11 protein-coding genes are annotated in these 14,878 nt (G+C 35.1%); 5 read left to right on the top strand and 6 right to left on the bottom strand.

Translation table 11 applies throughout. The features are described from left to right. Positions 1-47 precede the first annotated feature (47 nt). From atpD to Q0871_RS09730, 6 genes are all read right to left on the bottom strand, one after another. A complete protein-coding gene (gene atpD, locus Q0871_RS09755) occupies positions 48-1,556 on the bottom strand; it encodes a F0F1 ATP synthase subunit beta (RefSeq protein ID WP_299321617.1) in 1,509 nt (502 codons plus the stop codon). A 167-nt stretch (positions 1,557-1,723) separates the two neighbouring features. After that, a complete protein-coding gene (locus Q0871_RS09750; protein WP_299321614.1) occupies positions 1,724-3,358 on the bottom strand; it encodes a G-D-S-L family lipolytic protein in 1,635 nt (544 codons plus the stop codon). 18 nt (positions 3,359-3,376) lie between these two features. Beyond that, positions 3,377-6,181 carry a TonB-dependent receptor gene (locus Q0871_RS09745; RefSeq protein WP_299321610.1) on the bottom strand — a complete coding sequence of 935 codons (2,805 nt, stop codon included), beginning with the start codon at positions 6,179-6,181 and terminating at the stop codon, positions 3,377-3,379. Positions 6,182-6,448: 267 nt separating this feature from the next. Beyond that, a complete protein-coding gene (gene glmS / locus Q0871_RS09740) occupies positions 6,449-8,293 on the bottom strand; it encodes a glutamine--fructose-6-phosphate transaminase (isomerizing) (protein WP_299321605.1) in 1,845 nt (614 codons plus the stop codon). A 156-nt stretch (positions 8,294-8,449) separates the two neighbouring features. Further along, positions 8,450-10,360: a DUF4270 domain-containing protein gene (locus tag Q0871_RS09735; protein ID WP_299321600.1), complete on the bottom strand. Its 1,911-nt coding sequence runs from the start codon at positions 10,358-10,360 to the stop codon at positions 8,450-8,452. Between the two features lie 5 nt (positions 10,361-10,365). Beyond that, positions 10,366-11,175 (bottom strand): glycogen/starch synthase, encoded by an 810-nt coding sequence (locus Q0871_RS09730; protein ID WP_299321597.1) that lies wholly within the window; start codon positions 11,173-11,175, stop codon positions 10,366-10,368. A gap of 90 nt (positions 11,176-11,265) precedes the next feature. Here Q0871_RS09730 and panC point away from each other — a divergent pair, with 90 nt between their 5' ends. The 5 genes from panC to Q0871_RS09705 all read left to right on the top strand — a co-directional run bounded on the left by panC (position 11,266) and on the right by Q0871_RS09705 (position 14,840). Next, a complete protein-coding gene (gene panC / locus Q0871_RS09725; protein ID WP_367275138.1) occupies positions 11,266-12,123 on the top strand; it encodes a pantoate--beta-alanine ligase in 858 nt (285 codons plus the stop codon). Positions 12,124-12,131: 8 nt separating this feature from the next. Then, a complete protein-coding gene (panD, locus tag Q0871_RS09720) occupies positions 12,132-12,482 on the top strand; it encodes an aspartate 1-decarboxylase (protein ID WP_073240922.1) in 351 nt (116 codons plus the stop codon). Positions 12,483-12,485: 3 nt separating this feature from the next. After that, the gene (locus tag Q0871_RS09715; RefSeq protein WP_299321584.1) at positions 12,486-13,451 is read left to right on the top strand and encodes a lysylphosphatidylglycerol synthase transmembrane domain-containing protein; all 966 of its coding nucleotides are present in this window, start codon (positions 12,486-12,488) and stop codon (positions 13,449-13,451) included. 27 nt (positions 13,452-13,478) lie between these two features. Then, on the top strand, positions 13,479-14,621 hold the full coding sequence (locus Q0871_RS09710) for an alpha/beta hydrolase-fold protein (protein WP_299321580.1): 1,143 nt from the start codon (positions 13,479-13,481) through the stop codon (positions 14,619-14,621). Between the two features lie 66 nt (positions 14,622-14,687). Continuing rightward, positions 14,688-14,840: a hypothetical protein gene (locus Q0871_RS09705; protein WP_299321577.1), complete on the top strand. Its 153-nt coding sequence runs from the start codon at positions 14,688-14,690 to the stop codon at positions 14,838-14,840. Positions 14,841-14,878 lie beyond the last annotated feature (38 nt).

Genomic DNA, 14,878 nt, shown 5'->3' with positions numbered 1-14,878 from the left:
AATCGTATGCAAAACTGCAAACTGCTACCGCCTACTGTTTACTAGATTTAAGCTTCAGTCAACATTTTTTCACCAGCTTCAATAGCCTCTTCGATAGTACCTTTAAGGTTAAAAGCAGATTCTGGTAAGTGATCTAATTCACCATCCATAATCATGTTAAATCCTTTTATAGTCTCTTTAATATCAACTAAAACTCCCTTAAGACCTGTAAATTGCTCTGCTACGTGGAAAGGTTGAGATAAGAAACGTTGTACACGTCTTGCTCTACCTACGGCAGATTTATCTTCTTCAGATAATTCTTCCATACCTAAAATGGCAATAATATCTTGAAGTTCTTTATAACGCTGTAAAAGCTCTTTTACCCTTTGAGCACAATCATAATGTTCATCACCTAAAATATCAGCTGTTAATATTCTTGATGTAGAATCTAAAGGATCTACCGCTGGGTAAATACCTAGCTCAGCAATTTTACGAGACAATACCGTTGTTGCATCTAAGTGAGCAAACGTTGTTGCCGGTGCTGGATCCGTTAAATCATCTGCAGGTACGTAAACCGCCTGTACAGAAGTAATAGAACCTCTTTTTGTTGATGTAATTCGCTCTTGCATAGCACCCATCTCTGTTGCCAAAGTTGGTTGGTAACCTACAGCAGATGGCATACGACCTAATAATGCCGATACCTCTGAACCTGCTTGTGTAAAACGGAAAATGTTATCTACGAAGAAAAGAACATCTTTACCTTGACCTTCACCTGCTCCATCACGGAAATATTCAGCAATCGTCAAACCTGAAAGTGCAACTCTAGCACGTGCTCCCGGTGGCTCGTTCATTTGACCAAAAACGAAAGTCGCTTTTGAACCTTTCATTGCTTCTTTATCAACTTTGGTAAGATCCCATCCGCCTTCTTCCATAGAATGCATGAAATCATCACCGTATTTTATAATACCTGATTCTAACATCTCACGAAGTAAATCATTTCCTTCACGAGTTCTTTCACCAACACCTGCGAATACAGAAAGACCACCATGACCTTTTGCAATATTGTTAATCAATTCTTGGATCAATACTGTTTTACCTACACCAGCACCACCAAATAATCCAATTTTACCACCTTTTGCATAAGGCTCGATCAAATCGATTACTTTAATACCTGTAAATAAAACTTCTGTAGAAGTTGAAAGATCTTCGAATTTTGGTGCTTCTCTGTGTATTGGAAGACCATCTTTTCCTGCTTTAGGCAAATCACCTAAACCATCAATAGCATCTCCGATCACATTGAATAAACGACCATATACGTCATCACCTACTGGCATTTGAATCGCACTACCTGTAGCAACTACATCTACTCCTCTGCTTAAACCATCGGTAGAATCCATGGAGATAGTTCTTACCGTGTTTTCCCCAACATGAGACTGTACTTCTAATACTAAAATCGACTTATCCTTGTTTACAATTTCTAAGGAATCATAGATTCTAGGAAGATCAGCACCTGACTGAAATTCTACATCAACCACGGGTCCAATGATTTGCGAAACTTTACCTGTAACTTTTGACATTACTTATATGTTTATGTATTACGTTTAATATATTCTGAAAAATGCTCTCATTTTCAGGCTGCAAAGATATAGTTTTCAATTTTAAAGAAAAATTGTTTTTTTCCTTTTTTACAAAAGTAAAAAGGTGCCTATTAAGCACCTTTTAAATCTTACTATTTTATATACCTCTATTGTAGTGTAACTGGGTAGTTAGTAGGGTAATCGCCTACATTCAATAAACTACCTGAATCCGCAAAATTAGAGCCATAAGTAGCATCTATTGCCATCATAAACTCATTTGCCAACAATGCATAACCTCTAGCAGTAGGATGAATACCGTCTAAAGAGAAGGCTCCACCTGTCACTAAATTTGATTGTAAAGTAAAATCTCCGCTAGTAATACCACCATTAGCTAATTGATTTAATAATGTATTTGCGTCTACAAAAGCTAAACCTGCTTGACTAGCTGTTGCTGCAATAATTTGATTAAATGCCTCTGTTGCTACTGCAATTTCTTCTTGCTCTTCAGGTATTAATACCCATTTATCTTCTAATGGAAGCGTAATACCTTCAACCGAAAATTGACCCGCTAATGCTTGTGGTAAACCAGCGGCCATTAAAGCACCAACTGATTCTACATTAACAGTACCTATTACTGACGCACTTGGCAAAACAAATAAGTCGTCTGCCGTCGCTTCCCTAGATTGACCATAGGTACTACCTAGCAATCCTGCAACCAGAGGTGCTGCTGCTGCAGGTAATCCAAATGATTCTACAAAAGCAGGAAAGGTTGGACTAGCACTTAATACTCCAGCAATTTGAGCAGATAAATCAGTTAATTCTTCATCGATTATAATTACTTCACTCGCCTTCGTTTCAGAAAATTTAATTGTACGCTCCGGAACTCCTAAAAAATCATATACTTGATTCAATTGACCAAAAATACCATTCAAAGTAGCTATCTGATCACCAAAACTAGCATCAGTTGGATCTAAAGGATTATGAGGCACTGTTGTAAAATGAGGAACATCTGTTACATTAGGAATATTCGCAACAACACCCTGAGCTCCACCTGCAGTCAATGTTGCCACTAAGGCGCCATAACTACCATCAAAACCTTGACCTGGCGCTCCTGAAACAGGAGTAATAGGGTTTGTACCGTCACCACCTGTAGTGGCATATCCTAATACATCATTATTACCGATCCATAGCGTGAAAAAACTTGGTGTTTGACTTACTGCCATTTCTAATACACTTATATCTGGTGTTGCACCAGTCATTCTTACGAAATAAGGATTAGCAAGACCCAATTGCACGTTAGCTATGTTACCATAACCAGGTGCCAATAAGTGGAAACTTTTTGCACCAGGAACTCCTAAATTATTAAAAGGACCCGTTGGATTATTCAATGCAATATCAGTTGTAACCGTTACATCTCCAATTAGAGATTCTAGAGAAACTGGACCCGCACCACCAAAAACCAATCTAGGACCTTGAATTCGAGTACCAGCGAGTGCTAGACCACCAATATTATCATTTGTCAAAGGTTGGGTGAAACTACCACCACCAGCCAGACTGAATTTTTGAGAAAGTAAATTAGGTATTGATAAGGTTTGACTTGCCTGAAATAAGGCACCATCTGTAAAACCTGCAGTCAATGAATTTCCTAAAGAAACATAATTAGAAAAATCTGATGATCCCGCTGTTAATACAGGTAGATCTTCAGCCATTTCTACTGGATTAAGATCAACATCTTCAGGGTCATTACAAGCCGTAAAAGCCAATATACCTAAAGAAATATATAAATATTTTAAGTTTTTCATTTCAACTTTTGATTTTAATTAGTTGTTAATTGTCCAAGATAAGTAGTACATAGAGCCTATAAAACCAGTACCTACAGCTGTATAGTACTCATCTCCTAATATGTTTGTACCCCCTGCCTTAAACGTAGATTTTATGCTTGGAACAGAATAATTTATTTGTGCGTCTATATTGTGGAATTCAGGTACTACACCTTGAGCAAATGTTGCTTCCCAAAAATAATCATCACTAAACCTATACGAAACATTAAATCCGAAATTTTCAAATAATGCCGTATTTCCGAAAGAAGCCTTGAATTTATGTTCTGGCGTGTTGAAATTTAATTGTAAATCGGGATTAGCTTCACGATCAAAATCTAATTTGGTATACGTATAACTTCCTTCTAAATCATAATTACCTAAAACCTTCATACTTAAAGCTAAAGATGCTCCATATGAATTTACATCAGCATCAGAATTAGTGTAAGTACTATACGCTTGAAAATCACCATTTGCTACAGCAGCAACCGATAATCCCCCATCTCCAACTTCACCATATAGTGGTGCTATTACTACTTCTTGTGATATGAAGTCTTTATACTTGTTATAATAGGTGCTAAAATCAATAATTAGTTTATCTATTTTACCTCTATAACCAATCTCCACTGAAGCTACTTGTTCTGGTGTTATAATATCTGGATTAGCAATTTCTAAGACCGCAGGGTTTCCTGTTTGACTAAGTTCATTCACCGAACTTAAAGAATAAGAGTTTTCGTATGCCGCTCTACCAGTTTGAGTGATGCTAGCTTGTTGTCCAAAATTATCTTGACCTGCTTGGCTAATGGTAAAATCGCGAGTGTATCGATCAAGGTTATCTGGAGCAGAACCTACCAAAATAGCTCTACCAGCATCCAATCCTATAAAAAGATCTTGTGTTGTTGGGTTTCTAAATCCTGTTTGTGCCGACGCCCTAATGTTATGATTTCGATTAATAGTTAAACCTGCAGATATTCTTGGAGAAAAGAAACCGTCAAAAAATTCAGACTTATCATAACGTACAGACCCTGTCAATTTTAAATTTTTCTCACCAGACAAAGGTAAATTCTTTTGAACTTGAGTGTAGACGCCAAATTCTGAATAGTTAATTGGTCCGTCAGTATCAGTGTAGATAGTACCCGAAGAATTTAAACTATATTCCCTAAAAGAACCACCAAGTTGTATATCTGCAAAATCAATTAAATGGCTGAAATTATAATTTGCATCTGCATGGTAATATTTTGATGCATCTTGAAACTTTGAACCTGTGCTAAGGTCAGGGTCACTTACACTTCTATCAAAAGCCGCTTGAAATTCTGGTGTACCTGGCAAAAATCTACCTGTTTCAGCAGTTGCACGACCAGCTGCATGTGCTGCTTCATTAGTTGCACCAGCTAAAGTAGCTTGTAAATAAGCCCCTGTATATTCACCGAACCACTGTTCATCACTTTTCCAAGCTCTATTGATATTAATTCCCGTAAAAACCATATCGTAAGAATCACCAGATTTATCGGCAACTACATAACCACGAACAAAGAAATTATCGTTTTTTATTTCTAGTTTATGTTGTTCTTGAAAGAAACCATTAATATTATACCTGTTAGTACCTTGATAAATAGTATTACCGGTACCTACTTTACCGACATAAGAAAGCTCTAAGCTATTATCTTCAATTGGTCTATAATAGAGTCCCCAATCTGCTTTAATACTTTTTGCGCTATAATTTGTAAGATCACTTTCGTTGTAACCTGTTCTACTTACTTGTACTGAAGGAATTAAAGCATTTGCACCCGCTGGAATACGCCCAAGACTTTCTAAAGTAAGCGCAACATCTTTTATATCGGTAGCTACTTCATCGCCATAAACATTAACCCCGTCATAATTTAAATCGTTTGCGCGGGTTAAACCTGTTGCAATAAAGTTATTTTCATCTTTTCCTTCTATATTGTTTGCTGCCCAATCTGTACCTTCTAAATAACCGAAATTGACCTTAGCCGCAAACTTATTACTAAATTTATGGGCTGCTCTTATACTAACATCTGTATATGCATTATCACCAGCGGCCTCTTGTGAAGTTATACCTCTTTTAATTGAAACACTTAAACCTTCGTAATCGAACGGACTTTTACTTCGCATAAATAATATACCATTGAAAGCATTCGCACCGTATAATGCAGAAGAAGCGCCTGGTAGTAACTCTACACTTAATACATCTGTTTCTGTTAACCCAACTAAGTTACCTATTGGAAAATTTAACGCAGGTGCAGAATTATCCATACCGTCTACCAATTGCATAAAACGAGTATTTGCAAAAGAAGCGAAACCTCTGGTATTTACAGATTTGAAAGTTAAACTGTTAGTGTTTACATCAACACCCTTTAAATTCTCTATTCCGCCATAGAAATCGGCGGCAGCAGTGTTCTTTATTTCAGAAACACCCATTCTCTCTACCGTAACAGGCGATTCGAAAATACGCTCTGGAGTTCTAGATGCTGAAATAACAACCTCATCTAAAAAGGTTTGTGATTCGTTTAAAGTGATTGTAATTGTTTGGCTTGCACTAGTAATACTTTCTTTAGTACTAGTATACCCGATGCTCGACACCTCTATTTTAAAAGGTGGAACTTCGGATGTTGCCAAATTGAAATTACCATCAAAATCTGTTACTGTACCAATGGTTGTGCCAACAATAACAATATTGGCCCCGGGGATAGGCTCGTTGTTTTGGTCAACAACATTACCATTGATATTGGTCTGGGAATACCCAAAAGTACCAATAACCATCAATGCTAAAAGTAGTATTGTTCTCATTCTTAATCAAAGTTTAAAATTAGTTGAGGGTTAAGATACAGATTATTTTAAACGAACTATAAGAATTTGAAAAAAATTATGCGTGCATAGTAAAATTTTCATAATCAAACGATATGAATTTTACGATATACGTAATTAACTTAACGATAACAGTTCTTAGAAATTCTCGCCAAAACTAGATTTATCTACATAAAAAAGAACTACATACAAATAATAAAGGGGCGTGAAATAAATCACGCCCCTTTATACTCTTCTAAAATTTAATTTTTATTCCACCGTAACCGACTTAGCAAGGTTTCTTGGTTGATCTACATTACAATTTCTCATTACTGCAATATGATAAGAAAGTAATTGTAAAGGAATTGTGGTTAATAACGGAGTTAGGCTTTCTAAAGTTTCAGGCACCTCGATTACATGATCTGCCAAATCTCTTACTTGCTCATCACCTTCGGTAACAATTGCTATAATCTTACCTTTTCTAGATTTAATTTCTTGAATATTACTTACTACCTTTTCGTAATGCCCCTTTTTAGTTGCTATTACAAAAACTGGCATATGTTCATCGATCAATGCTATAGGACCATGCTTCATTTCTGCAGCAGGATAACCCTCTGCATGAATGTAACTAATCTCTTTCAACTTAAGAGCTCCTTCTAATGCTACCGGAAAATTATAACCCCTACCTAAATAAAGACAGTTAGTTGAATCTTTATAAACATCAGCAATAATTTCAATTAATGTATTTGACTCTAAAGATTTTTCAACTTTACTCGGAATTGTTTCCAATTCAGTTAAATATTCATGATACCTAGACTCAGAAAAAACACCTTTGGCCTTAGCTAATTTTAAAGCCATTAGCGTTAAAACTGTAATTTGAGTGGTAAATGCTTTTGTAGATGCTACACCAATTTCTGGTCCGGCATGCGTATATGCACCAGCATCTGTTTCTCTTGCAATAGAAGACCCTACCACATTACATACTCCAAAAACGAAAGCACCCTTTTCTTTAGCTAATTTAATAGCAGCCAAAGTATCTGCAGTTTCACCAGATTGTGAAATAGCTATTAAAACATCTTTATCTGTTATAACAGGATTTCTATATCTAAATTCAGATGCATATTCTACCTCTACAGGTATTCTTGCCAAATCTTCAAATATGTACTCAGCAACTAAACCAGCGTGCCATGAAGTACCACATGCTACTATAATAATTCTATTGGCATTTAAGAATTTTTCCATGTTAAGGTCGATTCCCGCCATTCTTATTATACCTTGATCAGCCAACAAGCGACCTCTATAGGTATCTTTTATAGCTCTTGGTTGCTCATATATCTCCTTCAACATAAAGTGATCATAACCACCTTTTTCAATTTCTTCAAGATTCATTTGAAGCTCCAAAATTCTTGGATAAGCAACAGAATCATCCTTAATTTTTCTAAGTTTAATTTCTTTTCCTAATCGAATAATCGCCATTTCTTCATCTTCAAGATAAACAGCATTATTAGTAAACTCGATAAAAGGAGATGCATCTGAAGCGATGAAAAATTCCCCTTCACCAATTCCAATAGCCAAAGGACTACCTAATTTAGCAACTACAATTTCATCTGGTTTTTTCTTATCAAAAACTGCAATAGCATAGGCACCCACTACTTGATTAAGTGCAATCTGTACAGCTTTTCCTAATTTAACATCTTCCGTCTTTTGAACTTCTTCTATTAAATTAATTAAAACTTCAGTATCTGTGTCAGAGTGAAATATATAACCACGCTTAGTTAACTCTTGCTTAATGGCTTCATAATTTTCAATAATACCATTGTGAATTATCACTAATTCGCCTGAATTAGAATAATGAGGATGAGAGTTTACATCATTTGGAACGCCATGGGTTGCCCAACGAGTATGACCTATACCAATAGTACCCTTTTGAGAAATCTCCTTAGCTTTATTTATTAAATCTTCAACCTTACCCTTTGTTTTGGCAAGATTAATTTGGTTACCATCAAACAATGCAATACCTGCACTATCATAACCACGGTATTCTAATCTTTGAAGTCCTTTTATAACTATAGGAAAAGCTTCCCTATACCCTATGTATCCAACAATTCCACACATAACACCAACAATTTGAAAATTTTATCTAATTTTTAATAGAACATTAGATATACGAACAAGCCCAATATTTAGACCATTTAAGTATTACAACGTCTATAATCTAGAAGTGGTATATAAACGATGAACAAAATTAGAACACTATACTAAAAGTATTTTCTAATCTGCTTTAGTATATGATATTTCAAGTTTTAACCTTTTGTCAAAATCAGGATCCGTAGCCTCTAGATTACTACCGTAAAGAATAGTACCTAGCGGAGTAACTGTAGAAGTCATTGCCAGCGTTTCTTCACCACCTACCACTTTTGCGTCAGCAATACTCCAATTTTGGATATTAGTAGTTAATGTCAATGCTAAAGTTGCATTTGTAGAGTCTCTTACTACCATGTTATTGATATGGTCTGTTATTTTGACAGAATACTTAACACCTTTATCGCTAGATTTCTCTATAATTCCATCATAATTTAGATAGGTGCCAAATAGCGCAGGAGAATCAGTATCAATCTGCTCAGTCAACGTATTTATCAAAGGAAATTTATTCTCTGCATTATATAAATAAAGTCTTGGCGGCTCTAACTTACTACCAGAAGCATCTAATTGATCTCTATCTATATAAAAAACTAAATTAGCCTCATTAATAACCCAATTCTCACTTTTAATTTGTTCCAAAATACTTTCACCACCGTCTTCTTCAAAAAGATTAATTTCAGCATAAGTACCCGCACCTCCTTTTAAATATACTCTTGATGCATTTTCACCATTATCTAACGCTTGCACAATCTGAGGACCATAGTTTTCTGTAATTAAGGTATTTACCGCATTACCAGAAACAGCTCCACTTGTACTCGCTGTCAAGAATGAAAACGTAAAATCTTTTTCTAAAATATTATTCGGGTTATCGTCACTTGTATCGTCTGTAGTACCATTAGTATCATAGTTAGTATGACTATAAGTCATAGTAATATTAGAATTTTTTAAGTCAAACAATACCATAACATCGTTACCCGTATTATCGGTAATAGAAAAGTGAAGTCCACGAATAAATTCAGTAAAATTTGATTGACTGATCAATTCTGAATCTCCTTCTTTATCTAGAATATTAGTTTGAAAAAACTCATTATCTAATGCTACTCTAATTCCAGGTTGTAGCTTAGTAGATGTTTGAGATTCATCAACATCTTCTGTATCTTCATCATCTTCATTCTGAATTAAGATTTCTTCATCAATAATTTCAACAACGCCATCGAACAAAGGATCTCCCGTAACGAAATCTGGTGAAAAAACTTGATTGGAGTAATATTCTTGTGCTTCCTGAAAACTTGCATTTGGATCCAGGTCACGTAAGAAAAATGTTGACCGTTCTACCTTCAAATTAAAAAAAGGCAATGGAGATTTAGCCACATCATCATAGTTTTCACCATTAATGTAGATACTATCTAATTCTACTTTTTCAGCGAAGTTATCTGCAAAAATAGTTGCACCATCACTATCGTTTAACCCATCTCGATCAGCATCTACACTATCAACGTCACGTGGATCTGTGTTTGACGCAGTTTCTATTATGTTCGAAACACCATCACTGTCATTATCATTATCACTATTATCTGGTTCTAAATCATACCTATCCACAACACCATCGCCATCACTATCAGATGAGTTGGTTAAAAATGGAATATAAAGGTAGACCTCTTTTACAGTCTCATTCTCTTGAACTACAGTTATAGCAGCGTCTTCACCACCTTCCGTATCTTCTACTGCCTGAGAAAAACTACCAAACGAAGGGCTTACCGCACTAAGAAATATTTGCGATGTTACCGAAGCCTCTGTTCTACCATAAATAGGATCATTATAAGTACCTAATTGATATATTGGTAATTTATTGGTCTGTACAGCCTCAATGTTCTTATTATATGCAAAAACATCATATACTTCTGTACCTGTAGTAAATGGCTCATTACCAACTACACCAGAACCTACGGTAGTCAAATCTTGTTCGCAAGAAACCAAAAGACCCAATATCAATAACAATCCCGAAAATTTGGGAAGAGCGGAATTAGCAATAAAATTCATTCAGATTATTTTAAAACTTCGGTGTTATAAAAATTAGCATAAGCCTCTTCAAATTCTTGAACAGGTACATATGGCAACACTGGTTTTTCTTGGTTGGAAATATGTTTCTCTAATTCTTCTGGAATATCTTCCGAAGCTAAAATAACTGCATCAGAATAATCAACAGCTACCTTTAACAAATTATTATAAGTAGGGTCGCCTAAAGAAGCAATCTCTTCTTCTGGAATACCATCAAAAGAAATTCTTTTAACCATATCCTTATCCAAAGAACCTTCAAAAGTTTTACCGTAAACCGATAATACTATTTTACTATCTGCAAAAAGTGGCTCATCAGCATAATACTTCTTAAGATACAATGGCAATAAACTTGCCATCCACCCATGAACATGAATGATATCTGGTGACCAATTCAATTTTTTTACCGTTTCCATAACTCCCTTTGCAAAGAAAATTGCACGTTGGTCGTTATCTGGAAAAAGGTTCCCTTGCTTGTCTGTAAACGTAGCTTTACGCTTAAAGTACTCTTCGTTATCGATGAAGTAAACTTGAATTCTCTCTTTAGGTATAGACGCTACCTTAATAATCAACGGCATATCCATATCATTGATGACCAAGTTCATACCTGATAGTCTAATTACTTCGTGTAATTGATGCCTTCTTTCGTTAATGTTCCCGTATCTAGGCATGAAAATCCTGATCTGACCACCATTGCTGTTGACCATTCTAGGTGTTTCATAAGACATTAGGGAAACTTCGTTTTCGGGTAAGTAAGGAACTAATTCAGAAGATACAAATAATATCTTTTTACCATTCATAGAGGTTATATTTTATTTTTCACTGAAACGCAACTGCAAAATTACAAAAAATATAGAGATTAGCAGTAATTATAGTAAGTTTGCTCGCTAATGAACTTTTCAATGCCGGTAATACAGACCAAAACCAAGCTAACAGAAGAACTAAATAAATTAGGCAACAATCAAGACTTAGGTCTTGTACCCACTATGGGCGCATTGCATAAGGGGCATGCATCACTAATACAAAAAGCGGTTGAAGAAAATAAGAATGTAGTTGTAAGTATTTTTGTCAACCCTACGCAATTTAACAATAAGGAAGATTTAGACAAATACCCAAAAACTTTAGCAGCTGATGTTCAATTGATTTCAGCTATTTCAGATACCATTATTATTTTCACACCTAATGTAGCCGAAATATACCCAGACACCGTTATACCAAAAATCTACGATTTTGAAGGACTTGACAAAGTCATGGAAGGCGAATTTAGAGATGACCATTTTAATGGTGTTGGCACAATAGTTGAAGAGCTTCTTAAAACTGTCAAACCTACGAGAGCTTATTTTGGAGAGAAAGATTTTCAACAATTACGTATCATTCAAAAACTTACCGAAATACAACATATACCTGTTGAAATAATAGGCTGTGAAATAATACGAGAGAATCATGGCTTGGCAATGAGCTCAAGAAATGAAAGGTTAAGCAAAGGAATACGACTTAAAGCTGCATTTATATATGAAACATTAAAAACTGCCAAAATAAAATTTGGCATGGAAAATGCACTAAACGTTAAAGATTGGGTGGTTAAGGAGTTTGAAAAAACTAACGAATTTCAATTAGAATATTTTGACATTACAGATGTTGAAACATTGACCCCAATTCAAAATAAAATAAACAATGTAAAATACAGGGCGTTTATTGCCGTTTATGTTGAAGACGTAAGACTCATAGATAATATAGCCTTAAATTAGTATAAGATATGCAAATAGAAGTAGTTAAATCAAAAATACATCGAGTAAAAGTTACTGGTGCCGACCTTAATTATGTAGGTAGTATTACTATTGATGAAGATTTAATGGATGCCGCAAATTTTATTCGTGGCGAAAAAGTTCAGATTGTCAATAATAACAATGGTGAAAGATTAGAGACCTACATTATCCCCGGTCCAAGAAAAAGTGGAGAAATTACGCTAAATGGAGCCGCCGCAAGAAAAGTATCTGTTGGTGATATTTTGATTTTAATTTCTTATACTTGGATGGATATTGAAGATGCAAAAAAATTCAACCCTTCTTTAGTTTTCCCTAACGAAGCAAATAATCTTTTAACCTAAAAGTTGACGAATACCCTAAAAAAAAATCTTAAGACCATACTCCCAATTGCATTGGGAGTTTTTTTAGTTTGGTACTCTTACAATTCAACAACGCCAGAAAATAGAAAGGAGATCATCTTTTACATCAAAGAGGCAAAACCGCTTTATGTATTTCTTTCTGTTTTATTAGGCATTCTAGGGCATATTTCTAGAGCGGTTCGCTGGAATTATCTTTTAGAACCATTAGGGTATAAACCTAAACTCATAAACAACATCTTAATTATATTAACTTCTTATTTTGCCAATTTAGGTATCCCCAGAACTGGAGAAATATTAAGGGCTACAGCACTTACAACATACGAAAACGTTCCTTTTGAAAAAGGCTTTGGCACTATTGTTACAGAAAGAGTCATAGACGTAATTATGCTACTTTTAATAGTAGTAGTGGCATTTTTGCTACAGACAGATGTTATAATGGGCATTCTTCAAGAACGTGGCTTCAATGCAACCGGACTCATACTTCTCGCCCTGGCGGGAATAGCGGCATTCTTTGTTTTCATTTTTATCATTAAAAAATCAAAAAACGCATTTGCCCAAAAAATCAAAACATTTGTAAAAGGACTTCTTGACGGAGTGTTCAGTATTCTCAAAATGAAAAATAAATGGCTATTTATTTTTCATACTTTTTTCATTTGGGGATGCTATATAGGTATGCTTTGGATCATAAAATTTACGGTCCCAGAAACTATTTCACTTACCCTTAGCCAACTCTTGGTCGCCTTTGTGGCTGGGGCTTTTGCCATGGCAACCACCAATGGCGGCATAGGTCTTTACCCCATTGCTGTAAGCAGCGCATTAGCTATCTTTGGCATAAGCGCAGTGTCTGGCGATGCGTTTGGGTGGATTATATGGATAGCACAGACTCTTATGATAGTTGTTTTTGGTGCAATATCTTTTCTTTTATTACCGTTATTGAACAGTAGTAAATAGTATACTTTCAACTAATAATTACCTTTTATGCGTTATGTAGCTTTAATATTCGCACTTTTATTTGGGATAACCTCCTATGCACAAGTGACACAAGAAATCTTCGAATCTTTTAAACTTCAAGAACGAAGAGATGTACATTATTATTTTCCTGAGAATATGGATGAAACCAAAAAGTACCCTCTTATCATTGTACTTGACGGTGAATATCTATTTGAACAGGTAGTGGCAAATTCAAAATTTTATAGTCGTTTTCACGGTATGCCCCAGAGTATTGTTGTGGGTATTAACCAAAGCGAAAATGATTTAAGATATGAAGATTGTGCATTTGACAGAGATAGTGGTCTACCATCAGAAAAAGGCAAAAGTTTTTATGAATTTATAGGAATGGAGCTAATACCTTACCTAGACCTTAATTATAGTACAGCACCTTTTAAAATGATTGTCGGATATGATATTACAGCCAATTTCATGAACTATTGGTTGTTCAAAGACAATTCCATTTTTGATGGTTATGTGAGTATTTCACCAACTCTTGCTCCAGAAATGGAAAGTAGAGTACCTATGCGATTAGGTATTATTGAAAATCAGATATTCTACCAGTTAATCGTAGAAGGTGAAGCTAGTAATGATAAGCAACGAATTTTAGCAATGGATAAAGGCTTGAAAGCCATAGACAAAGAGTCTTTGCATTATTTCTTTGATGAATATTCTAACTCGGATCATATTTCTGTTGCCACCTACGGTATCGGTAAAGCATTTGATAATATCTTCGGAATGTTTAAACCTATCAGTCCGAAAGAATACAAGACTCAAATTCTAACTAGCGAAGAACCAGTTTACAATTATTTAGAAAACAAATATCAAGGCATTGAAGACATGTTCGGTTTCAGTAAGCCTGTTGAACTAAATGATATTATGGCAATATATGCCGCGTCTCGTAAAAAAGAGGATTTTGAGTCGCTTAAACCTTTATCTGACCTTTGTAAAAAAGAGTACCCAGAAACAATGCTAGGTTTTTATTTTGAAGCTGAGTACTACGAACAACTTGGTGAGCCTAAAAAAGCACTAAAAACATTTGAAAAATCTTTTCAAATGAAAGAAATAGATTTTTTAACTAAAGAAATGGCCCTTGAAAAAATGGATGCACTAAAAGCCGATTTCGGCTTTTAAACAATATTAATAAACGGCTAGTCCCAAATTAGCCCAACCTACTTAATTATGATTAAAATTGACGCAATGTACTTCGTATTCTCCGGAGTGCTCTTTACTTACTTTGGACTCAAAGGAGAGTTCATTTTAGCCTATAACGGCATTGCCTTATTTATGGCTTGGGCATCATTTTTTCTCGCCTTCAGTGCTTTTAAAAAAGAGCGGTCCGGTGAAAATTAGCCTATAATTTCATTCTAAAATATAATCGCTTCAAACTT

The organism is uncultured Maribacter sp., from assembly GCF_947500985.1.
Classification (GTDB): Bacteria; Bacteroidota; Bacteroidia; order Flavobacteriales; family Flavobacteriaceae; genus Maribacter.
The sequence above is the reverse complement of the archived record's forward strand: the minus strand, read 5'-3'. Positions and strand labels throughout refer to the sequence as shown.

What these genes read in the sequence shown, in the direction of transcription:
- atpD (WP_299321617.1), bottom strand. Translation starts at nt 1,556, where the DNA reads ATGTCAAAAGTTACAGGTAAAGTTTCGCAAATCATTGGACCCGTGGTT.
- Q0871_RS09745 (WP_299321610.1), bottom strand. Translation starts at nt 6,181, where the DNA reads ATGAGAACAATACTACTTTTAGCATTGATGGTTATTGGTACTTTTGGG.
- Q0871_RS09705 (WP_299321577.1), top strand. Translation starts at nt 14,688, where the DNA reads ATGTACTTCGTATTCTCCGGAGTGCTCTTTACTTACTTTGGACTCAAA.
- Q0871_RS09710 (WP_299321580.1), top strand. Translation starts at nt 13,479, where the DNA reads ATGCGTTATGTAGCTTTAATATTCGCACTTTTATTTGGGATAACCTCC.
- Q0871_RS09735 (WP_299321600.1), bottom strand. Translation starts at nt 10,360, where the DNA reads ATGAATTTTATTGCTAATTCCGCTCTTCCCAAATTTTCGGGATTGTTA.
- panD (WP_073240922.1), top strand. Translation starts at nt 12,132, where the DNA reads ATGCAAATAGAAGTAGTTAAATCAAAAATACATCGAGTAAAAGTTACT.
- Q0871_RS09750 (WP_299321614.1), bottom strand. Translation starts at nt 3,358, where the DNA reads ATGAAAAACTTAAAATATTTATATATTTCTTTAGGTATATTGGCTTTT.
- Q0871_RS09730 (WP_299321597.1), bottom strand. Translation starts at nt 11,175, where the DNA reads ATGAATGGTAAAAAGATATTATTTGTATCTTCTGAATTAGTTCCTTAC.
- glmS (WP_299321605.1), bottom strand. Translation starts at nt 8,293, where the DNA reads ATGTGTGGAATTGTTGGATACATAGGGTATAGGGAAGCTTTTCCTATA.
- panC (WP_367275138.1), top strand. Translation starts at nt 11,266, where the DNA reads ATGAACTTTTCAATGCCGGTAATACAGACCAAAACCAAGCTAACAGAA.